The organism is Neobacillus drentensis, assembly GCF_036965425.1.
Classification (GTDB): Bacteria; Bacillota; Bacilli; order Bacillales; family Cytobacillaceae; genus Neobacillus; species Neobacillus drentensis_F.
Genome location: NZ_JBALPP010000087.1, coordinates 3,946 through 24,327, shown reverse-complemented (window position 1 = coordinate 24,327; position 20,382 = coordinate 3,946). Strand labels below are relative to the sequence as shown.

Genomic DNA, 20,382 nt, shown 5'->3' with positions numbered 1-20,382 from the left:
AGGTCATCGACTTATCCTATTATTTTTATTATTATGTTTTTTGTGACTTCTACTTTTTTTGTATTTATTTTTTTCTTTACTATCTGTGGCATTATCTTTTGTGGAATCTTTACTGTCTGTGGCATTATCTATTTTAGATTCGCCTTCTATTCTAGCATTCTCGACTCCATTTTCTGTTATCATGCTTTCCTTTTCTGAAATTTGAATTTCAGCATTTTCAGATTGATTCCATACTTCAAGTACCTCGTCTGCTACTCTCGTCCATTGGTATTGGGTTTCAGCAAGTTCTCTTCCTTTTTCCCCCATTTTTTTCATCATATATTTGTCAGATAATATTTCGGTTATTTTTTTGGAAAAATTCTCTGGATCCTCCGGATTTTCCACTATTAATCCATTTTCCTTAGGAAGAATAACTTCGGGATTTCCTCCCCTTGCCGTTGTAACGATTGGAAGACCTGCTGCCATTGCTTCATAATGAACTCTTGCCAGAGGTTCCTGCCAAATTGAGGTACAGACAAATAAATCAGCCGCTGCAAACCAGTTTTGGATATCATATGGACTAACAAAGCCTGTTGTCATAACAGGTACTGATTGTGTTGCCGCTAATGCTCTGACATAGGCTACATAATCGGTTATCTCATTTTGGCTAAACCAATTACTTCCGACGATGACTAAAGCCAAATCTTTATACTTTTTAGAAAGCAATGGTAAAGCTCTGACTAATCTGTCGACTCCTTTGTTGGCTGAAAGTCTTCCCGCAAATAAAATGACCGTTTTGTTCTCTAATCCATGTTCTTTACGAATCGAACTCCTAGTTCTTTTCATTTTGGAATGGCTGCCAGGTAGAAATCGTTCCGTATCGACTCCGGAATAGATGGTTTGGAGTTTTGTCGATGCTTGAGGATAAAGGTTGCGGATGACATTTCCGACATAATTACTCACAGTTACAATTTTTGATACTTCTTGTACAACGGCATTTGCTTCTGACGGTTCAATTTTTTCCAAATTGAACATATCATTATGCATGCTTAAGGTAATTCTGGACTGAGGAGCAACTTGCCGGACGGGCAGAACTAGTCGCGGGCGATTAAATATATGGATCAGATCGAAGTGATTGTTTTGAATATAGCGAACAACCCCTTCACGATAGATTTCAAAAATTTTCCCTGGTACACGAACATAATGGATTCCATTTTTCGTTTCAGTTTCCGGCAAAGCTGCATCATTAATCCCCAAGACAGTAATATCATGGAGTTTACTTATATATGGCAATATCCCTGAAATATATGTTTGGATTGCTCCTCCTAATACTGGGGGAACAGGAAGTTTTTCTGTACAAACCATTAATATTTTCATATTTTCCTATTTCCTCCAATCATTTTGAATCGCTTTTAAGACAGGCCATTTGGATTGTTCTGTCTCGATAAGAGCTGTAATTACTTCTGATGTTGCTTGATTTAGGAATAATTCCGGTTCCTTCACAAGGTCTTTCATAAATCTGTAAAATTCATTGGGCAAAGATAAATCAATCATTAATACTTCATATAATTCAGGGGATATTGGATTTGCTTTGTGATAAGCCAAAATCATTTCACGAACCCATGTTACATCCCATTTATATAATTCTGCCATTTTACCAGTAATCAACTTTCTCAAATCCCGAATGGGTAGGTCATAGGCAACACCATCCAGGTCGATAATCCACATTCCATTACGTCCCATTTGTGAATTGGACCAGCCATAATCTTGATGAGCAAGGCCCCATTCTTTATTTCCTATTTTTATTAAGTCGGAATATTTAGATTGATTCAGTCTATTTAGACTTGTTCTAGCTTGATCTTGAAATTTATCGATTACATTCAATATAGTTGAACTTGCTGGCATGTGATTATAGGCTTGGGATAAATTTTTAAACCAATCCATTTTGGTAATCATTTTTTCATACTTCCTTGGCCATTTATACAATCTTGAAGCAATTTCAGCCCCATCTGGAGGGACATAGCCCCTAGTTTGAGCATGAAATTGACCTAGAGTGTAACAAAGCTGCTTTGTTCCTTCTAAATCCTTTGATATCGGGGTCAGTGGTTCAATCCATTCAGCAACAAACCATACTTTTCCGCCAGCTTCAATAAAATCTTGTCCATGTTTTGTTTTGACGATAGCCGGCACTCTTGCACCTTTAACATCAACCAAGTATCTTTGTGCCCCAAGGCTGAATAAACTTCTGGTCGGCCTTCTGTGTAACAGTTTTAAACTTTTGGGCCCCTTACTGGTGGAAATTTTCCAAATAGCTCCGCCCTGTTCAGGCTTAGTTGCTATAACCTCCATGGTATTAACCTGAAAACTATAATTTTTAATAACCTCTTTTGCTAATGCATTAACATAATCGGGGACAAAAACTTTAATATCTTCCCTTTCCTCCCATGGAAGAATTACTATCTCCTTCAAAATAACCCTCCTTTGAAGTCCGCCAAAGCGAGACCATCTTTTTAGTTTGATTGAAACTTAACTAGGGTGATTGTTACAGATTCCTCAAGTAGACTTATTTTATGATATGAAATCGTACAAGTATTGAAAGGGCCATATGCGGAAGTAATAAAAAAACTCACCCACTTTGAAGTAAAACTTTCAATAGATTAGGTTTTTAACTGTTTCAAATCCTTGATTTATCTCATAAACTACATTAATCATAAGGATTTATTTGAAAAATGCGGTAAGGAGGTCAAACGAATGAACATAGCAGTAATCGGGACGGGCTATGTGGGAACTACAACAAGTGTCGCTTTAGCATTGAGTGGACATACTGTTTTTGCCATTGACCATGATGAGGAAAAAATAGAACAACTTAAAACTGCGAGCCTTCCCTTTTATGAAGAAGATATAGAAGAGTTGTTAAAAAAACTCACAGTAACCGGAAAACTTTCCTTCACAACCCGATTGGATGAATGTATTGATAAATGCTCCATCCTTTTCATTACGGTAGGTACTCCATCATTATTGGGCGGACAAGCTGATTTGTCCTATGTAGAAGAAGTGGCAAGGGCAATTGGAAATTTAATGAACGAATACAAAGTAATTGTTATGAAGAGTACCGTCCCTGTAGGAACTAGTGCAAAAATTAAAAATATAATCAGAAATGAACTAACAAAACGAAATTTGAAGATACCTTTCGACCTGATTTCGAACCCCGAATTTCTAAGAGAGGGAATGGCATTATACGATGCATTGCATCCTGAACGAATTGTGATTGGCTGTGAAACAAGGGAAGCACAAGAAATGATGAAGCAATTGTATAACAATGTCAGCTCCGAAATACTTTTTACAACCCCAATAAATGCAGAAATGATTAAATACGCTTCAAACGCATTTTTAGCTACAAAAATTTCCTTTATAAATGAACTGGCAAGATTTTGTGAAAGAATTGGAGCAAATGTGGGCGAAGTAGCAAAAGGAATGGGGCTGGATAGCAGGATTGGTCCTCAGTTTCTCCAGGCGGGAATAGGCTATGGAGGGTCATGTTTTCCGAAGGATATCAGCGCATTAATGGCATTGGCATCCGAAAATAATATCACCTTGAATATACTTCAAGCTGTCACACATGTAAACCAAACACAAACAGATTGGTTTTTGGAAAAAATAAAGAAAGCTTTAGGTACACTCTCAGGAAAACGTATTGCTATATTAGGCTTAACATTCAAACCTAACACAGACGATATTAGAGAAGCTCCCTCCCTAAAAATGATCGATTATCTACTGCAAAACAATGCCACTATTACTGCATACGATCCTCAAGGTACAGAGCATGTCAAAAAAATTTATCCTTCTATTATTTATACATCCAATCCAATGGAAGCATTAAATGAGGCTGATGCTGTCCTTATACTAACGGAATGGAAAGAAATTATTGAGATTGATTGGAAAACTGCGATTAATATTATTTCTTCCCCATTTGTATTCGATGGCAGAAATGTCCTTAATGCATCTGACATGAAGAAGTTGGGCTACCATTATGCAGGAGTTGGTATGCCAGATATTTAACCCAGAAAGGAGAAATATTATGAAGGGAGTCATACTTTGTGCGGGTAAAGGAACACGCATTCAGCCTTTTTCTTCTAGTCTACCAAAAACTCTTTTACCTGTTGCAAATCAGCCAATACTTAATGATTGCATCATGAAGATGAAAAAAGCTGGAATAACGGAAATTGGTATTGTAATGAATCCCGGACAAAAGGAAATTATTAACTATATTTCCTTTATCCATAAAGATTTAAAGATTCAATATATTTATCAAACAGAGCAATTGGGAATCGCCCATGCACTTAGCCAGGCGGAATCATTTATTAGCAATGATTCTTTTATATTAATGCTTGGAGATAATATCATTCTCGAGCCCCTTGAAACTCTTATTCAAGCATTTAAAGGTAATAAAGGAGCCATCCTTCTATCAGAGGTAAAAAATGGAAGTGATTTTGGGATTGCTGAAATCAAAAATCACCAAGTTATTAGTTTGGAAGAAAAACCAAAGCATCCTAAAAGTAATCTTGCTGTAATAGGTATGTATATATTCGATGGATCTATTTTTGATGCTATCCGCAATATATCTCTTTCCAAAAGAGGAGAATATGAAATTACTGATGCCATTCAGTGGATGATCAATCAGGATTATCCCATTTCATATTCTATTACAAAAGAACCTTTTTCAGATGTAGGAACAATTGGAAGATGGCTGGCTGCCAACGAATGGGTGCTTTCGAAAATGCTGGGAGATAAAGTGCAGGTTGGGTCTAACACCATACTTGAAAATTGCACATTAGAAGGCCCTGTTTTGATTGGAAATAACTGCATTTTAAAAAACGCAAAAATAGGGCCTTATATTTCAATTCAAGATGATTCATCACTCATTAATTGTATGGTTGAACATAGTATTCTTCTTAAAAACACCAAAATAATGAATGTAAGTCCCCTTCTTTCAAACTCTATCTTTGGATTTAACACTAAACTAATAGGAATAAATGAAGAGATCAGAAACTTACAATTTATCTTAGGAAGCTTTTCGCAGATTAAAAATTCTTCAGATTTTAACGAGGAAGGAAAATAACCTAGTTTTCTGCTGTGTCGAACTGTTTATCCCCAGCAGCATTTGGTTAAATAGAATTGGAGGAATAAACGTGCAAAGATTAACTGGAGGCGTATTTGTCACTGGTTGTGCAGGCTTCATAGGTTTCCATCTTACTAAGCGTTTGTTAGATGAAGGTTTCCATGTGCTTGGTATTGATAATATAAATAATTATTATGACACTACTTTAAAATATGATAGATTAAGCATTCTAGCAAAGAATCCAAATTTTTCATTCATTAAAGGTTCCATCGAAAACCTCGAGTTATTGGAAAGTATCTTTGACCAATATAACATTGACATTGTTATTAATCTGGCAGCTCAAGCAGGAGTAAGATACAGTTTGCAAAATCCCCATGTGTATATCCAATCAAACCTTGTTGGATTTGCAAATATACTTGACTGCTGTAAAAAACATCAAATCAAACATCTAATTTATGCATCATCAAGTTCTGTTTACGGGAACAATAAAAAAATACCGTTTTCTGTGCATGATCGTGTTGATAACCCGGTGAGCTTATATGGTGCTACAAAAAAAGCTAATGAGTTATTGGCTTATTCATACAGCCAATTATATCAACTCCCTACAACTGGGCTCCGCTTCTTTACAGTTTACGGACCTTGGGGCAGACCGGATATGGCATACTTTACATTTTCGAATGCCATCATGAATCAAGAACCTATCGAGGTTTATAACTATGGAAATATGAAAAGAGACTTTACCTATATTGATGATGTAATAGAATCCATATATCGACTTATAAAAAAAGGACCGCCTGACAAATCTAATTCTTATTATAAAATCTATAACATTGGTAACCATCATCCAGTAAACCTTAATGACTTTATCCAAGTGCTCGAAGAATACCTCGGAAAGGATGCTGATATGAAATTGTTACCATTTCAGCCAGGCGATGTCCTAGAAACATATGCTGATATTGACGACTTAGTAAATGATATTAACTATAAACCTATAACTTCTGTTAAAGAGGGAATCAGAAAGTTTGTTGAGTGGTATAAAGAATACTATAAAATTTCTTAGTTTTTATTAATAATTATCAGTCATGGTCTGTTAGACAAAAATACTCAAATTCTAATTTCTTAGTAGTTTCAAGGGAAATAATTTTTCCTTTTTCCAGCTGAATTCTTTTTGAAAATAATGGTCCATCATAAACAAAGGTGTGGTATTCACCAGCTTCGCCCATCGGACAACTTTTAGTAACAAGAATATCCTTAACAAATGAAGAATCTATTTTTCTGCCAAGCCACAACTCATCTAAAATATCTTCTCTTACTCGAATAACCACAGCTTTATAACCGGTTCGAACAAAATCTTCAAGTGCCTGCGAGGCCTCTTCCTGCTTCATCCATAGGGGATAGATAGCATTAACACCAGCGGCCTCCGCAACTTTTTCTCCCCACTCACGGTGAGGGTCAAAATATAAATCTCCAAATGCAATGCCACTTAGAACATATTGATCTTTTAGTTGTTTAAGAGTTTTAATAAAGTCTTCAGTATAATGATCAAAGGAACATTCGATAAAATGTACGGGTATATTTAACGAGTTTCCTTGAAGCTTGATCATTTCGGTTTTTTCTCCATGACCAAAGGTTCTCCCGATTTCGACTGGAACGGTCGTAAGTAAGCATGCAACCTCATAACCCTGCTCCACTAAGTGGTGCAATGCCATGCATCCATCCTTCCCGCCGCTCCAGGATAATGCAATCTTTTTATTCAACATAATCATTTCCTATCTTTATTTTTCTATTAAGCTCTTCCTGCAAAACGCGAGCATGATTGTACACTGGATCTTTTGCACCATAAAGTAAAGTTACTTTATTATTAGCGGAGGCATCCATAATTTGCTCGATCAGTTGAAGCTTCTTTTCGTCAGTCCGAAGTTCATCAATATATTTACTGCGAAATTCATCAAATAGCTCAGGTTTATGACAAAACCATTTCCGAAGCTCAGGGCTTGGGGAAATATCCTTAAACCAATGGGTTACCTTCGCTGCTTCCTTCGACATCCCCCGCGGCCACACCCGGTCAATCAAAATGCGGCTGCCATCCATCTCATCAAAAGGTTCATAAATTCTTTTTAAAATAATTTCCCTCACTAGTCCTCATCCTTTACATCTAAATCTTCTGGAATAGGTTCGCTTAATATTTCTTCTACGAGTTGTTTGTATTTTTCCATTTGTTTTAAATGAGTGTTGAATTGTTCTTTATAAATTAAATATTCGCTGCCGTCAAAGAGGGCGCGGATTTTCTTTTGCTGGATTAGACTTTTGACAGTCTGCTCCGGTATCGATAAAAATTCTGCTGTTTCTTTTATGGTAAGGTACACGTTATTTACTCCTCTTTTAGTAAGTCGATATGATGGACAATTCGTCCGGCTCTGCCTTTAGTCGTATCTGCCTGTGATAGTGAATTGAAGATTGCCTCTTCCGCCGCTTCAGCAGCAGCTGCAAATAGCTGGTTCATGATTGGATGGTCTTCACGAAGCTGTTTACGGATCTCCGTCACCTCATCCGAAAAATGCGCTATTTTATGAGCCGTTGAAAAAGCAATGACGATATCCCCGCTTCCGTGGCTGAAATGACTGCCCGTTCGGCCTAGGCCAATTCCGCATCTTTTTGCAACACGCTGTAATTGTCGGTCACTTAATGGTGCGTCAGTTGCCAGCACGATGATGATCGAACCATCGGAGGTCTCTGACAATGCAGACCTTTCAGAAGTTCGAAACCTCAAAAGTTCTTCCTTTTTCCCAAAATTCGTAAGGACAAGGCAGCCAATTGTATACTCCTCAACCATTCTAGAAGAAGTGCCAATCCCGCCTTTGTAGCCAAAGCAAATCATTCCTTTGCCGGCACCAACTGCGCCTTCCTCAGCTCGGTGTTCAGATGCATTCTGGATGGCATCGATGGCATGCTCAGGTTTTACAGGAAACAAGCGAATCGAATTTAAATAGCTGTCATTACATTCTCCCACTACAATATTGATCGTCCCAGTGGTATCGCCGATTTCCGGATTCCCAGCAAGCATATACTCGAGTGTTCCTTGAGTCACGGCAGGAACTGCAAAGGTATTCGTCAACATGATCGGCGATTCAAGGACGCCCAATTCATTTACCTGCACAAGGCCTGTTGTTTTTCCGAACCCGTTAATGACAAAGCTCGCAGCTGTCACTTTTTCTTTAAACAGATTGCCTTTATGAGGGAGGATAGCTGTTACTCCGGTACATACATATTCGTCACCAGCCGCATCCAGAGGGAAGTTCATTGTCACATGCCCAACCGCTACACCCTCTACATCCGTGATACAGTTTTTTACCCCTGCAGGCAACTTACCAATGGTGATTCCATTTTCCCTAACCTTCATTTTGAGAATCCTGGTCTATGGTCAAGAAAGTTTTGATAAGCAAATCCCCTTACTTCTTCCTCTTTGTAATGCTTTAACAATTCATTTATGAGATTTTGAGTTTTAGAGGCATCTTCTAAATTGGTGATAAAGGTCGCGATCCCGTCGAAGTCCGAACCGAGCCCAATTTGCTTTACTCCTCCTAAAGAGCAAAAATGATCAATATGTTTCACAAGGTCAGCTATGGTTGCTTCGCCATTTTCTGTTACAAAAGGTGGATTGTAGACAACGTGGATCAGACCGCCTTTGCGAAACATTGCCTCTGCCTGCTCGTCTGTAAGATTACGTTGATGATGGCAAAGCGCCCTTGAGTTAGAGTGACTCGCAATCGGGAATTGGGCGATCTCCATCACATCCCAAAAAGCCTTATCACTTAAATGGGATACATCTGTAAGTACCTGATGCTCATTATTTAAAGCAACAATAGCTTTTCCCAACAATGTCAATCCGCCGCCGCGCGGTTCACCGGCTCCATCTGCAGCAAGATTGGCATTATTCCAAGTCAAACCCACCGAACGAACACCAAGCTGATAAAGAATACGGAGCTTCATTAAATCATTGCCAATCGCATCCACGCCCTCAAGCGTTAGCATCGCCCCAATCTGGCCAATTTTTAAACTATCAAAATCAGACCAATCTTTAATATGTATCATATCAGGGTTTTTCCCCAGAACTTCCTGATAAAAATAATCGATTTGTTCCAGTGCTACTTGGAATTTCTGATCAGATGGGATATCAGGGTCGATAAAGATTGCAAAGCATTGAACCTTTATGTTTCCTTTTTGTAACCGGGTTTTGTTTGTTTCTAATTCAGGTGCATCCGCAAAACGCAATGTACCTTTGCCCTCTTGGAGTTTCAATAAGGCATCGCAATGCAGGTCTATTATGTTCATATTTGGAAAGCTCCTTTTTAATGTTAATTATGTTTGTTGATTAAATCGAATGTAGTAATATAAAATAATTCCCCGCTCTTATCGACCGTCACCCCAGTTTTTCGGGTATGACGGGCTTTATGAATCGCTCTTATCGACCGTCACGGCATTTTTTTCTAAAGTAGTCTTTTTATTAAATTTTACCACATTGAAAAAAGAAAAATAATAAGCCAGCATCCTTAAAATAGGCACTGGCTTACATGAACTACTAATTTTGTTGAATTCCCGTTAAGAAGATACCGACAATAAATCATATAGTGTACAAGCAATAATTTTAGTGGCATCCAGCAAATCTTCTAAACGAATATTTTCGTCTGCCCGGTGTCCATTGGCTTCTTCTAGCAATTTTGGTCCGACACCAAACATAATGGTAGGGATCCCCTTCGTATAAAAATGCCGGGCATCAGCATAAATCGGAACCCCGTTGATAGATAATTGCCCTTTTTCCTTCATCAGCAAATTCCAATTCGCATTCAAGGCTTCGATTAATGGAGAATCTTCTGAAACCGGCCCAAAGCTTTCAGCATGAAGGATTTTCCGTATTTCTACTTTTAAACCTTCGATATGTGCAACTGATTGATTTACAATTTCACAAAGCTCACCTTCAGCCTGTACTGCGTCCTCTCCCGGTATCAGCCTTCGGTCAATCCTAATCTTGCATTCATCAGGCACCACATTGGTGTTAATCCCCCCTGTTATGAGTCCCACAACCAATGTTGGATGATCAATACCCGGTACTGAGGATTTTTTCACTGTGAGTGTCTTACGATATTCGTATAGAGCGTTCAAGATTTGAGAAGTTGCTTCGATGGCATCAATGCCTGTATGAGGAAGGGCAGCATGGGCGGATTTTCCTGTTGTCTTGATTTCAAAATGTAAGCAGCCATTGTGGGCATTTACTGCAGAATAGGTAAACCCAGCGGCAATCGCTAAATCAGGCTTGATAACCGCTCGTTCCAACAGCCATTTAGGCCCTATTTCTCCACCTGTTTCTTCATCAAATGTAAATGCCAAGTCGACTTGCCCGGTTAATGGTTGATGGACTCCAGCCTGTTTTAAAGCTTGGACTGCGAACGTATAAGCAGCAATATCAGATTTAGAAACAGCCACTCCCCGACCATACATTTTCCCCTCAATAATCTCTGCTCCATACGGATCTACACTCCAGCCTAATCCTGGCGGCACCACATCACCATGTGCATTTAATACAATATTAGTACCATTCCCACTGCCAAATCCGGATTTGGCAACGACATTGGCCAAACTAATCATCCCGTTCGCTTTTACCTCATCATCGTCTACCTTTAACAAAGAGACATCGTCAAATCCAAGTTCGCATAGCTGTTGATGGAGGAGAGAAGCAATTGGATAACAGTCTCCAATAGGATTATCCGAAGGAGTTTGCACTAATTTTTTTAAAAAATGAACCAGTTCATCTTCTTGCTCTTCAACCCACTTTACAATTCTTTCCTTGTCTTTATTCATAATATCACTCTCCTTACTACTTATAGGCTAACTGATGTAATAATTCGATTAATACATCAAGACCTATTTCTAGTTCATTGTTCGAGGTATATTCCAGCGGGGAATGACTAATTCCCCCCTTACTTGGGACGAACAGTATGGTAGTTGGGCAAATTCTCGCAAATAGTTGAGCATCGTGCCCTGCTCCGCTATGCATCACATGATAGCCAATATTACGATTCGTGCATATGTCCTGAATCATTTCATTTAACTTAACATCCATTTGCACGGGCTGAACCTCATGCCATTTATCTATCTCGATATGCAGTCCCTTCTGCTTCGCAATTTCCATAAAACGGCTTGAAAATCGCTCGCAAAAGGAGTTCAAAATCGCTTCCGTTGGATGTCTGGCATCCACAGTAAAAACCACCTGATTCGGTATCACATTTGACACATTCGGTTCTACCAAAAGCTGCCCCACTGTTGTGACCAAATTCTCATCGAATCCTTCAGCCAAGTTATATAAGTCATCAATCATGGCTGCCGCACCGCGCAGCGGATCTTTCCGCCATTTCATTAATGTCGTACCGGCATGGTTGGATTCCCCGTTTACCTTAATCATAAACCGCTTTTGCCCGACAATGGTTTGAACGATACCGATAGATTTTTGAAGCTTTTCTAGAGTTGGTCCTTGTTCAATATGTAATTCAACAAATCTATCGATATCATTTCGTATCAGATAATCTGGATTGGCAAACCCAAAGCCCGCTTCCTTCATTGCTGACTCAAAGCTTATGCCCTCTGAATCTTTTAAACCCTCAATATCTTGAAAGGTATAGACCCCCGTCATCATGCCGGAGCCAAAGCAGGCTATCGGGAAGCGGCTCCCTTCCTCTTCACATAATGAGACGATTTCAAGATTCACCTTTGGCTCACCAAATTGCTGTTTAAGATAGCTTAATGCAAGGATTCCCGCCAGGATTCCATAGGCTCCGTCATATTTACCTCCTAATGTAACCGAATCAACATGGGACCCTACGAGTATGGTAGGGCTCATTGAATTTCCACATGACAACCTTCCAAACAAGTTTCCAATCGAATCATAATACGTTTGAAATCCGAGCTCATCCATCCATTCTTTTAGCGTCTGTTGAGCCTCTTTCCAAGCTTTGGAGTAAAGGAGACGGGTAACCCCGCCTTCCGAAACTGCTCCAAATGAACTTAGCCATTCGATTGCATCTGCTAGATTTGCAGGAACATGACTCATGACAATCTCTCCCTTGTTAGAGGCATAGTCCAAATTTTTCTTTTGTGACTCCTTTTTGATCATCATAAATTACCTTGCCGCGTAAAATCGTTTTCTTAATTTTGAGGGAAAATTCCCTGTTTTCGTAAGGCGAAAAAGGATTCCGAAACCCAAAGGATTTTTTATCCGCAATCGTGGTTTCATCGAGACGAATCACCACTAAATCTGCATCCAATCCCGGCTGAATTCTCCCTTTTCTAGCTGGGATTCCAAACCTTTCGGCGACATTAGAGGTACCTAAGGGCAAAATATGTTTCAGGTCAATCTTTCGTTTCAGAGCCTCATCCATTAAAGCAAGCCAAGTAAATTGAACCCCTTGGATTCCGCCCCACGCCTCCCAGATGGAAGAGGTTGATTTCATGGAAGCTAGGCAAGGCGAATGATCAGAACCAATCGTATCGATTATGCCATTCTTAATGCAGTCCCATAAGCCCTCCACCTCTTCCCTATGTCTTAAAGGCGGGGCACATTTAAGGATTGCACCTTTTTCTATGAAATCCTCTTCATCAAAAATGAGGTAGTGCGGACATGTTTCAACCGTTACGTTCACACCACTCTTCTTCGCTTGCTCAATCAGAAATGCCACTTTGGCTGAACTAATGTGAACAATGTGAATAGCTGTTCCGTATTTTGCCGCCAATTCTAAACAAAAGCTAACAGCCTTTTCTTCCGCAGCTATTGGCCTGCTTGCGAGAAAGGCTCTCCTTTCATCCATCCCGGCACGATATTGATAAAACGCAGTAAGTCTAGTAATCTCCTTATCCCATTCGGCATGGAGGGCGAGAATTTTTTTTTGCTCCTTCGCCGCTTGCATGGCTTTTGTTAATCCATTCGGTGATACGAACTGAAAATCGTCAATCCCGCTCTCACTCATAAACGCCTTCCAAGCAATAATCCCCTTGCTCATTTGCGCTAGTTCTGACCGTTTATCGAGGTTAGTCTCGGTCATTCCCCCCCAAAGAGCATAGTCAACATGTGAAAGTTCCCTTAAGTACTCTTTCTTTTCATGCAAATTCTGCAAGCTTGTGATTGAAGGTGAACAATTAAGCGGCATATCAAAAATGGTGGTCGTTCCGCCCATAGCAGCAGCTCGACTGCCCGTTTCTATTCCTTCCCAATCGGTCCTTCCAGGATCATTAAAATGGACATGTGCATCAATAAAACCAGGAACAACCAGACACCCGCCCGCATCAATGCAATCTCCAATTGGTTCAGCTTTTTCTAGGGAGTCAATTTTTCCATCCATGATTTTGATATTTACCTCACGGAAGCCTTCCTCAGTAAAAACAAGGCCATTTTTCACCCATAGCTCTTTCGTCATATAAACCTCCCTAACTCCCTCTATAGGTGCTGTAACCACCGGGTGATATCAACAATGGCACATGATAGTGGGATGCAGGATCAGAAATACCAAAGCGAATAGGAACACAATCCAAAAAAGAAGGATCACCAATTGAAGCACTGCGATTTCGAAAATAATCTCCAACATGGAACCGAATTTCATAAATTCCTTTTTTCATAGACCCACCCTCTAGGAGCGGCTGGTTTAACCTGCCATCCTCGTTCGTGCTGCTGATTTTTAAGCATTCAAATGAGCTATCTGAACCAGCTGCCCATAATTCCACCTGAACACCATAAGCAGGCTTTCCAATGCTTATATCAAGTACATGGGTTGTCAGCTTACCGGTCATTCCTCTGGCCCCTCAGCATTTACCAGATCATCTCTTGTCATCGAAAAACGTTGAAAGCCAAATGGCGGGCGGGGCTCAGTAAATACTTTGCCTTCTTCCGATGCTGGAATTTCGTCTAAGATCGTTTCCCATGTCCGATTATTGGACTCAAAGCGGACTTCCACTAATTGTGGGAAACGCTGCAGGATTCTCTTGCCAATACGATAGATAAGATTTTGGATAGAAGGTGAATTTTCCTCGTGAAATATCGTATGGGCAATATCTCTTATTTGCTCAGCCGCAACATATCCTTCTGGAGTATGTCCCCGGGCGGCATTCATATCGTTGTAATGCCAATCGATATTCAAAAAGATAAAGAGAGGACGGTCAAATGATTCTGGCAGTGTCGTATATTCATCCTTCACATAGCCAAAAAAGGAGCTGCCTCTCACCTTAATCAGCTTCAGTCCCTTCAAACTGCTCCAATGATCTGTTGTGGTGATTCCGTTTTCGCAGCGTTCCACTTCAACTCGCGCACAGGCCTGTTCGTTCAAGGAATAGCGAAATACTAAAGGACTAGGCTTAAATCCACCCTTTGTTGGAACAGGAAGTTCATCAAAAGAAATTTGCTCACCGGAAATCTTGATACCCGTCATCTGCGGATATTTTTCAAGAAAACGATGGGCGACAAATTCCAAGAAACCCTCCTGCGTTGCTCCGTCATAATCCCCTGCATGCTTGAGAATAAAATTCTTCATGGAATCTGTTGCAACAACTAATGTGTTATCCCCATCTTTAAAAGAAGAAAGAAAGGCATCCCCTTCTACTGCTACTTTCACATTCATGCCAAAAAGAATATTCCCACGTCCTGTAAAGGCTGATTCTGGAATCGACCGAATCTCAGTAAGTGGTTTAGCGTAAGTCCGATAAACCCAAACAGCTTCTTTTCCATAACACATCGTTCTCTGCATCTATCTCATCCCCTTATTCAATCATATCGTTCAAGCGGAACCCTGCGATTTTATACACCTCATTCAATGCAGTAACACATTCTGCCTCAAAGCTATAATCCACACGTTCTTTCATGGCAGAAAGAATGGTATCTTTGTTCTGCCCCTTCACTGCCATGATAAAAGGAAAACCAAATTTCGTTACATATCTCTGGTTAAGTGCAGCAAACTCTTCATATTCATCCTTTGATAGTTTATCTAATCCAACTCGCGTCTGCTCTTGTTGGGATACATCCGACATTTTTAATCTTGTTCCTAAATCAGGATGGGCACGGAGAAGAGCCAATTGCAAGGATTCCTCGGCATTTTGCACAATCGTTAACATCGTTTGGAAGAGATGATTACGTGATTGAAACGGCTGCCTCTCCCACGCCCCCTGCGCCACCCAGGGTGAATGCTCAAATATCCAGCCTAAAGTTTCCACGAAAACATCCTTGTTCATTTGATTTATCTTTTCAATCGTTAGATTTCCGATAGTGGTAACCTCCTTTTCTGTTAAACTTGCAATCGTCATTCTACGACCCGAAAGATGGTTTAATTAATATATAGTAGAAAGATGGGTTGGTTATGTTTGATTTTCCTTAAGATAAAAATAGAGAAATCCCCTCACAAAATTTGTAAGGGGATTTCTCTATTTTTATAAAGCAACTGATTCCTGCTTTTCCACTTTTTCTTGATAAAAGCGGTCAAGAAAATGTCCATTTAGGGAAGCTAGTATTTGTTGAAAAAGCATGCCAACGACAACAGGCACCGCAACTGAGGCCGGAAAAAAGGAAACAGCGATCACAGCCCCGGCGCTAATGTTTCGCATCCCTCCCGTGAAGGTCAAAGCAATAACCGTATCGCGGTCCTGCTTCAGCAAGCGCCCAATCAGAAAGGACAATAGATATCCAGATAGGGCGATAAAAAAGACGACTAAAATAATACTGATAAGTTTTAGATTAATATGTTTCAAATATGGCGCAACAACAGCCCCATTTAGCATCACGACAATTCCAATCGCGAGTTTTGAAAAAGGAGCGAGTTTGGAGCCCAATTGATCCTGTATTTTCCCTTTTGTCATCTGGTTTAAAAACATTCCAATTATGGAAGGAAGAACGATCATTCCGAATAGCCCCTTCATGATACTGATGAAATCCATATCAATTTTCTGACCCACAAATAGGGACAAGGAGTATGGAACTAAAAACGGCGATAACAATGTATCTATTAATATAATCGATAAAACGAGCGGAATGTTTCCTTTGTAAATTGAAACCCAGATGAAGCTTGTTACACCTGTTGGGATTACCATTCCTAAAATAAGACCGGTAATTGTGTAAACATCACCCCGAAAGGCGATATGACCGACTCCCCATGCCCATATTGGCATCAAAACATGAAGGGCAAGCATAGCTATAAAAATCGGAAATGGATGGGTGATAACCTCTTTTAGCGATTTGAAATTAGAGCTTAAACTACCGGCAAATGTCATAAAGGCGAAAATCCAAGGAATCAAAAAGGAATAATCCTTCAAATAAGTACTAAGCAATACTCCAGTCACAACGCCCGTAGGAGTAATGAATGGCATAACCTTTTCTAGTTGTTTATTTAATTTCTGCAGCATTTAATGTCTCTCCATATCAATCGTTTAGAGATTTCATATAATCCTTCCAAGCCGTTAGGCCGCCCTCTAAAACAATTACCCGGTGGTCGAGGCCGTCTAAAATATTCGCACATTTTGCGGCTGAGTTACCTGTTGTACAAGTGACAACAATCTCCTGGTCTTTTGGTAAGGATAAATGAGAATTCTCTGGTGTTTCTTCTAGGGCAAAAATACTCGTTTTAGGAATATTAACACTTTGAATTTGTGGATCCTCTATATGAAATTCGTTATATTTCTCTTCCGCCCGTACATCCAGCAAAAGGACCTTTTCATTACCCTTTAATCTTTCATGCAGCTCTTTGGGCGTTATTTTTTTTATCGTCAACGAAAACACCTCCACTAAAAGGATACCATAATTTTTAAAAATTGGATGCAGGTCTTTCGTGAATCGAAAAAAATTCAAGCCACCCCCTTTTCCGTCTCAGGTCTTAGAAGAAAATAATTCTCCGGTACATTGGGAGAAAACAAAGGATTTCTTATCATAGTTATAGAAGATGTAAAAAAAAGGGGATGGAAAAAAATGAAAAGAATTTTGTTTCTATTAGTCGTTATTACCGGTTTATATATTATCTTTAATCATTCTTGGAAATTCAACGCTTTAACTGCGAGTAAACAAGATGGTAATGCGGCTGTTTCAGCAGATACCAAGGTGATTAAGGTAGATGTGTCGAGCGTAAGTACGATCATTATTCCAGAGGACCGGGATGATTTAAAAGCTGTGTATACTGGAAAACAAAAGTTAAATATTCGTGAGAATGGAGACGATGTAGAAGTTTCGCTTAAAAGCAAGTGGTTTGATTGGTTCAACTGGGGGCCATTTTCAGAAAAAAAGAAGCTGAAAATCTACATTCCTGAAGACTATAACCAAAACATGGAGATTGATTTAGGCTCAGGCAATGTAAATTTTTCCGGATCCACAAAAAACAAACCAATGAAATTGAATGAGTTAACGGTTGATATTGGTTCCGGGAACATGAATCTCAAGAATCTGAATGTCAACAAATTTAAGCAGGATGTTTCATCCGGAAATGTGGATATTGATTCCCTTAAAACGAAAACAGGCTCCTTTGATATATCCTCTGGTAATCTCGACATTACCCATTATACAGGTGCGGTCGAGGCGGATGTAGCCTCTGGGGAACTGAATATTCAAATCGATAAATTAGTCGATTCAATTAAACTCGACCTTAGCTCAGGGGAAGTGGGGCTCGATCTACCAAATAACGCTGATTTCACACTTAACGGGGATGTAAGTAGCGGAAATATCTCCTGTGACCTTCCATTAACTTCGAAGGATCTCAACAATAAAAGTATCAAAGGAACACATGGGTCTGGGAAATATAAAATTGACCTTGATGTCTCAAGCGGCAGCATTCATATTCGATAACGAAAAAAACGTTTGGGATCAAAAAATCCCAAACGTTTTTTCGTTCATTGTGTTTCATCAGGAACCAATGTCACCTAAAATACATACCGTATATTGCCTTTTGTTTTTATCAAGGGAAGGAGATTTACGATGTACCATAACCCTTTTCACTTCCAGATTTATCCGCCAATGCCTGTTTACCCGGTATATGCCATGTACCCTCAATTACCTCGAAGCTATCCTCCAGTGGATATAAAAATATTTTCACAATCCGTTCATTCGTTTCGTCTATTAATGGAACAAGGAAGTATTTTATTAGATCGTTTAGGCGACGCGGGTTTTGCCCAAAAAATGATGAGTGCTGCGCAGCAAGGAAAAAATGTTGAAGTCGATCGTTTAATAAAATCAATTGGACTGAAGGTCCCGGTCGCAGCCAAATATACGCCGACTGGAATAAATTTCATCCTAACGACTCAAACAAACCAAAACCAGCCGGCTAGCTGCTGCACCTTAACCGTGGCAATGAAATGGGGACGCTAACGAAATTAAATACATTCTTATAAAAAACCTGCAAGCAATGACAATTTCATCAAGCTGGCAGGTTTTTTTGAGTCTTTCGCATGTAAAAACCGCGTATGATAAACTAAGGTCAATCATTACCCCTTGCTATCCATTTTATTGAAAAGGATGTTGCTATATGGATAAAAAGATGTTAACCAAAAGAATTGCAGTCGCATCTGGAAGACAGCCTGCAGATACGGTCATTAAAAACGGAAAAATCGTCGATGTTTTTAACGGGGAAATCATGTATGGAGACATTGCAATCGTGGACGGCTATTTTGCTGGAATTGGTGATTATACAGGAATTACAACTATTGACGCAAACGGAAGTTATATCTGCCCCTCCTTCATTGATGGGCATGTTCATATCGAGTCCTCTATGTTGACACCAAAGGAATTTGCCAAAGTTCTCCTCCTTCATGGCGTAACGGCTGTCATCGCAGACCCGCATGAAATCGCCAATGTCTCGGGTGCGGACGGCATTCAATACATACTAGACTCCACAGACCAGATCCCGTTTGATTTTTTCATTATGCTGCCATCCTGCGTTCCGGCAACGAATTTTGAACATGCCGGTGCGATTCTTCTAATGGAAGACCTCAAACCATTTTATCAGCATCCTAGAGTCCTAGGCTTGGCGGAGGTAATGAATTACCCCGCTGTCCTTAACGCAGAAAGTTCCATGATGGATAAATTAATGGAAACGAAAAATAATGGAAAAAAAATTGATGGCCATGCTGCAGGACTAACCCCTAAGGACTTGAATGTCTATATGGCATCAGGCATCCGCACTGACCATGAATGCACCACGCTAGAAGAAGCGAAAGAACGGTTAAGAAAAGGAATGTATTTGATGATTCGGGAAGGGACGGTTGCCAAGGATCTTGGGCAGCTCATCGGCGTCGTAACAGGCCGGAATTCCAGGCGCTGCTTATTCGTCACCGATGATAAGCATTTAGACGATCTATTAGAAGAAGGAAGCATTGATCATAATGTCAGACTGGCGATATCGTCGGGCATCGATTCCATTACAGCTATCCAAATGGCTACCATCAATGCTGCCGAATGCTTTGATCTCGAAGAAAGAGGCGCCATCGCCCCCGGCTATAAAGCAGATTTTTTAATCCTGGACGACCTGGATAGCGTCAAAATCACCCAGGTTTTTAAAAGTGGATTGGCCGTTGTTAAAGATGGTAATTTGATTAATTTTCCAGAAACAAAAAATACTAATCCACCAGAATTACTTAAATGTACCGTCAACTTTCAGGAATTAACAGAAGACCATTTCCAAATTCCCGTAAAAATAAAAAAGGCAAATATTATTGGAATTATCCCAAATAGCCTGATTACAAAGCATCTAATTGAGGAAGTCGACCTGGACGATGCTGGCCTTTTTCAACCATCAATAAGGAATGACCAACTAAAGCTTGCTGTCATTGAACGGCACCATATGACCAAGAACATCGGGCTTGGGATCGTGAAAGGCTTGGGATTAAAAGCCGGGGCTATCGCAACCACAATTGCCCATGACTCTCATAATCTCATTATTGCCGGAACAAACGATCAGGATATGCTCATCGCCGCTGAAGTAATAAAGGAAATGCAGGGAGGGCTTGTTGTCATCAAAGAAGGCAAAGTTTTATCCAAATTACAGCTTCCAATTGCCGGCCTGATGTCCGAAAGCTCCTACGTGGATGTAAATTCAAAATTAAGGGACACCCATAATGCTTTAACAGAGTTAGGAGCACACCAGCACTTTAATCCATTTCTGACCTTATCCTTCCTCGCTCTCCCTGTGATTCCGGAATTAAAGCTGACAGACGGGGGATTATTTCAAGTATCTAAATTTCAGCATATTAACATAGAAGTTGCTTTTTAACACTGTTGATTG

General features: G+C 39.9%; 21 protein-coding genes. 6 read left to right on the top strand and 15 right to left on the bottom strand.

The genetic code is table 11. The features are described 5' to 3' along the window. Positions 1–3: 3 nt before the first annotated feature. Together V7161_RS20690 and V7161_RS20685 are read right to left on the bottom strand one after the other, a co-directional pair. Entirely contained in the window at positions 4–1,356 is a 1,353-nt protein-coding gene (locus V7161_RS20690) for a glycosyltransferase family 4 protein (RefSeq protein WP_335714768.1), read from the bottom strand. Positions 1,357–1,362: 6 nt separating this feature from the next. Beyond that, positions 1,363–2,448 carry a CotS family spore coat protein gene (locus V7161_RS20685; protein WP_335714767.1) on the bottom strand — a complete coding sequence of 362 codons (1,086 nt, stop codon included), beginning with the start codon at positions 2,446–2,448 and terminating at the stop codon, positions 1,363–1,365. Between the two features lie 282 nt (positions 2,449–2,730). Here V7161_RS20685 and V7161_RS20680 point away from each other — a divergent pair, with 282 nt between their 5' ends. The 3 genes from V7161_RS20680 to V7161_RS20670 all read left to right on the top strand — a co-directional run bounded on the left by V7161_RS20680 (position 2,731) and on the right by V7161_RS20670 (position 6,158). Then, positions 2,731–4,038 (top strand): UDP-glucose dehydrogenase family protein, encoded by a 1,308-nt coding sequence (locus V7161_RS20680; RefSeq protein ID WP_335714766.1) that lies wholly within the window; start codon positions 2,731–2,733, stop codon positions 4,036–4,038. Next, on the top strand, positions 4,010–5,098 hold the full coding sequence (locus V7161_RS20675) for a sugar phosphate nucleotidyltransferase (protein WP_335714765.1): 1,089 nt from the start codon (positions 4,010–4,012) through the stop codon (positions 5,096–5,098). Before V7161_RS20680 ends, V7161_RS20675 begins: the two co-directional genes overlap by 29 nt. A 70-nt stretch (positions 5,099–5,168) precedes the next feature. Beyond that, on the top strand, positions 5,169–6,158 hold the full coding sequence (locus tag V7161_RS20670) for an NAD-dependent epimerase (protein WP_335714764.1): 990 nt from the start codon (positions 5,169–5,171) through the stop codon (positions 6,156–6,158). A gap of 16 nt (positions 6,159–6,174) precedes the next feature. On the opposite strand, the gene V7161_RS20665 is transcribed toward V7161_RS20670, so the two are convergent. From V7161_RS20665 to V7161_RS20605, 13 genes are all read right to left on the bottom strand, one after another. Further along, a complete protein-coding gene (locus V7161_RS20665) occupies positions 6,175–6,855 on the bottom strand; it encodes a diphthine--ammonia ligase (protein WP_335714763.1) in 681 nt (226 codons plus the stop codon). After that, the gene (locus V7161_RS20660; protein WP_335714762.1) at positions 6,848–7,234 is read right to left on the bottom strand and encodes a DUF488 domain-containing protein; all 387 of its coding nucleotides are present in this window, start codon (positions 7,232–7,234) and stop codon (positions 6,848–6,850) included. The genes V7161_RS20665 and V7161_RS20660 overlap by 8 nt, the downstream gene beginning before the upstream one ends. Then, positions 7,234–7,464 (bottom strand): excisionase family DNA-binding protein, encoded by a 231-nt coding sequence (locus V7161_RS20655; protein WP_335714761.1) that lies wholly within the window; start codon positions 7,462–7,464, stop codon positions 7,234–7,236. Before V7161_RS20655 ends, V7161_RS20660 begins: the two co-directional genes overlap by 1 nt. A 5-nt stretch (positions 7,465–7,469) precedes the next feature. Then, a complete protein-coding gene (locus V7161_RS20650; RefSeq protein WP_335714760.1) occupies positions 7,470–8,498 on the bottom strand; it encodes a DmpA family aminopeptidase in 1,029 nt (342 codons plus the stop codon). Continuing rightward, positions 8,495–9,430, bottom strand: a complete 936-nt coding sequence (locus V7161_RS20645; RefSeq protein ID WP_335714759.1) for a dipeptidase — start codon at positions 9,428–9,430, stop codon at positions 8,495–8,497. Before V7161_RS20645 ends, V7161_RS20650 begins: the two co-directional genes overlap by 4 nt. Positions 9,431–9,697: 267 nt before the next feature. Beyond that, positions 9,698–10,954, bottom strand: a complete 1,257-nt coding sequence (locus V7161_RS20640; protein ID WP_335714758.1) for an ArgE/DapE family deacylase — start codon at positions 10,952–10,954, stop codon at positions 9,698–9,700. A 16-nt stretch (positions 10,955–10,970) separates the two neighbouring features. Beyond that, positions 10,971–12,200: a Zn-dependent hydrolase gene (locus V7161_RS20635; protein WP_335714757.1), complete on the bottom strand. Its 1,230-nt coding sequence runs from the start codon at positions 12,198–12,200 to the stop codon at positions 10,971–10,973. A gap of 16 nt (positions 12,201–12,216) precedes the next feature. Further along, positions 12,217–13,560, bottom strand: coding sequence for an allantoinase AllB (gene allB / locus V7161_RS20630; protein ID WP_335714756.1), 1,344 nt, complete (start codon positions 13,558–13,560; stop codon positions 12,217–12,219). Positions 13,561–13,570: 10 nt separating this feature from the next. Beyond that, a complete protein-coding gene (gene uraH, locus V7161_RS20625; protein ID WP_335714755.1) occupies positions 13,571–13,930 on the bottom strand; it encodes a hydroxyisourate hydrolase in 360 nt (119 codons plus the stop codon). Next, positions 13,927–14,880, bottom strand: coding sequence for a factor-independent urate hydroxylase (gene pucL, locus V7161_RS20620; RefSeq protein WP_335714754.1), 954 nt, complete (start codon positions 14,878–14,880; stop codon positions 13,927–13,929). Before pucL ends, uraH begins: the two co-directional genes overlap by 4 nt. Positions 14,881–14,893: 13 nt before the next feature. Next, on the bottom strand, positions 14,894–15,433 hold the full coding sequence (uraD, locus tag V7161_RS20615) for a 2-oxo-4-hydroxy-4-carboxy-5-ureidoimidazoline decarboxylase (protein WP_335714753.1): 540 nt from the start codon (positions 15,431–15,433) through the stop codon (positions 14,894–14,896). A 123-nt stretch (positions 15,434–15,556) separates the two neighbouring features. Then, positions 15,557–16,525 (bottom strand): bile acid:sodium symporter family protein, encoded by a 969-nt coding sequence (locus V7161_RS20610; RefSeq protein WP_335714752.1) that lies wholly within the window; start codon positions 16,523–16,525, stop codon positions 15,557–15,559. A gap of 16 nt (positions 16,526–16,541) precedes the next feature. Further along, complete coding sequence (locus V7161_RS20605; protein WP_335714769.1) at positions 16,542–16,898, bottom strand: rhodanese-like domain-containing protein; 357 nt, start codon at positions 16,896–16,898, stop codon at positions 16,542–16,544. A 186-nt stretch (positions 16,899–17,084) separates the two neighbouring features. Here V7161_RS20605 and liaG point away from each other — a divergent pair, with 186 nt between their 5' ends. From liaG to ade, 3 genes are all read left to right on the top strand, one after another. After that, the gene (gene liaG / locus V7161_RS20600; protein WP_335714751.1) at positions 17,085–17,951 is read left to right on the top strand and encodes a LiaG family protein; all 867 of its coding nucleotides are present in this window, start codon (positions 17,085–17,087) and stop codon (positions 17,949–17,951) included. A 129-nt stretch (positions 17,952–18,080) separates the two neighbouring features. Next, a complete protein-coding gene (locus V7161_RS20595) occupies positions 18,081–18,470 on the top strand; it encodes a hypothetical protein (protein ID WP_335714750.1) in 390 nt (129 codons plus the stop codon). Between the two features lie 157 nt (positions 18,471–18,627). Further along, positions 18,628–20,370: an adenine deaminase gene (ade, locus tag V7161_RS20590; protein WP_335714749.1), complete on the top strand. Its 1,743-nt coding sequence runs from the start codon at positions 18,628–18,630 to the stop codon at positions 20,368–20,370. Positions 20,371–20,382 lie beyond the last annotated feature (12 nt).

What these genes read in the sequence shown, in the direction of transcription:
- V7161_RS20640 (WP_335714758.1), bottom strand. Translation starts at nt 10,954, where the DNA reads ATGAATAAAGACAAGGAAAGAATTGTAAAGTGGGTTGAAGAGCAAGAA.
- allB (WP_335714756.1), bottom strand. Translation starts at nt 13,560, where the DNA reads ATGACGAAAGAGCTATGGGTGAAAAATGGCCTTGTTTTTACTGAGGAA.
- uraH (WP_335714755.1), bottom strand. Translation starts at nt 13,930, where the DNA reads ATGACCGGTAAGCTGACAACCCATGTACTTGATATAAGCATTGGAAAG.
- V7161_RS20595 (WP_335714750.1), top strand. Translation starts at nt 18,081, where the DNA reads ATGTACCATAACCCTTTTCACTTCCAGATTTATCCGCCAATGCCTGTT.
- uraD (WP_335714753.1), bottom strand. Translation starts at nt 15,433, where the DNA reads ATGACGATTGCAAGTTTAACAGAAAAGGAGGTTACCACTATCGGAAAT.
- V7161_RS20675 (WP_335714765.1), top strand. Translation starts at nt 4,010, where the DNA reads ATGCAGGAGTTGGTATGCCAGATATTTAACCCAGAAAGGAGAAATATT.
- V7161_RS20645 (WP_335714759.1), bottom strand. Translation starts at nt 9,430, where the DNA reads ATGAACATAATAGACCTGCATTGCGATGCCTTATTGAAACTCCAAGAG.
- liaG (WP_335714751.1), top strand. Translation starts at nt 17,085, where the DNA reads ATGAAAAGAATTTTGTTTCTATTAGTCGTTATTACCGGTTTATATATT.
- V7161_RS20690 (WP_335714768.1), bottom strand. Translation starts at nt 1,356, where the DNA reads ATGAAAATATTAATGGTTTGTACAGAAAAACTTCCTGTTCCCCCAGTA.
- V7161_RS20635 (WP_335714757.1), bottom strand. Translation starts at nt 12,200, where the DNA reads ATGAGTCATGTTCCTGCAAATCTAGCAGATGCAATCGAATGGCTAAGT.
- V7161_RS20650 (WP_335714760.1), bottom strand. Translation starts at nt 8,498, where the DNA reads ATGAAGGTTAGGGAAAATGGAATCACCATTGGTAAGTTGCCTGCAGGG.
- V7161_RS20610 (WP_335714752.1), bottom strand. Translation starts at nt 16,525, where the DNA reads ATGCTGCAGAAATTAAATAAACAACTAGAAAAGGTTATGCCATTCATT.
- pucL (WP_335714754.1), bottom strand. Translation starts at nt 14,880, where the DNA reads ATGCAGAGAACGATGTGTTATGGAAAAGAAGCTGTTTGGGTTTATCGG.
- V7161_RS20680 (WP_335714766.1), top strand. Translation starts at nt 2,731, where the DNA reads ATGAACATAGCAGTAATCGGGACGGGCTATGTGGGAACTACAACAAGT.
- ade (WP_335714749.1), top strand. Translation starts at nt 18,628, where the DNA reads ATGGATAAAAAGATGTTAACCAAAAGAATTGCAGTCGCATCTGGAAGA.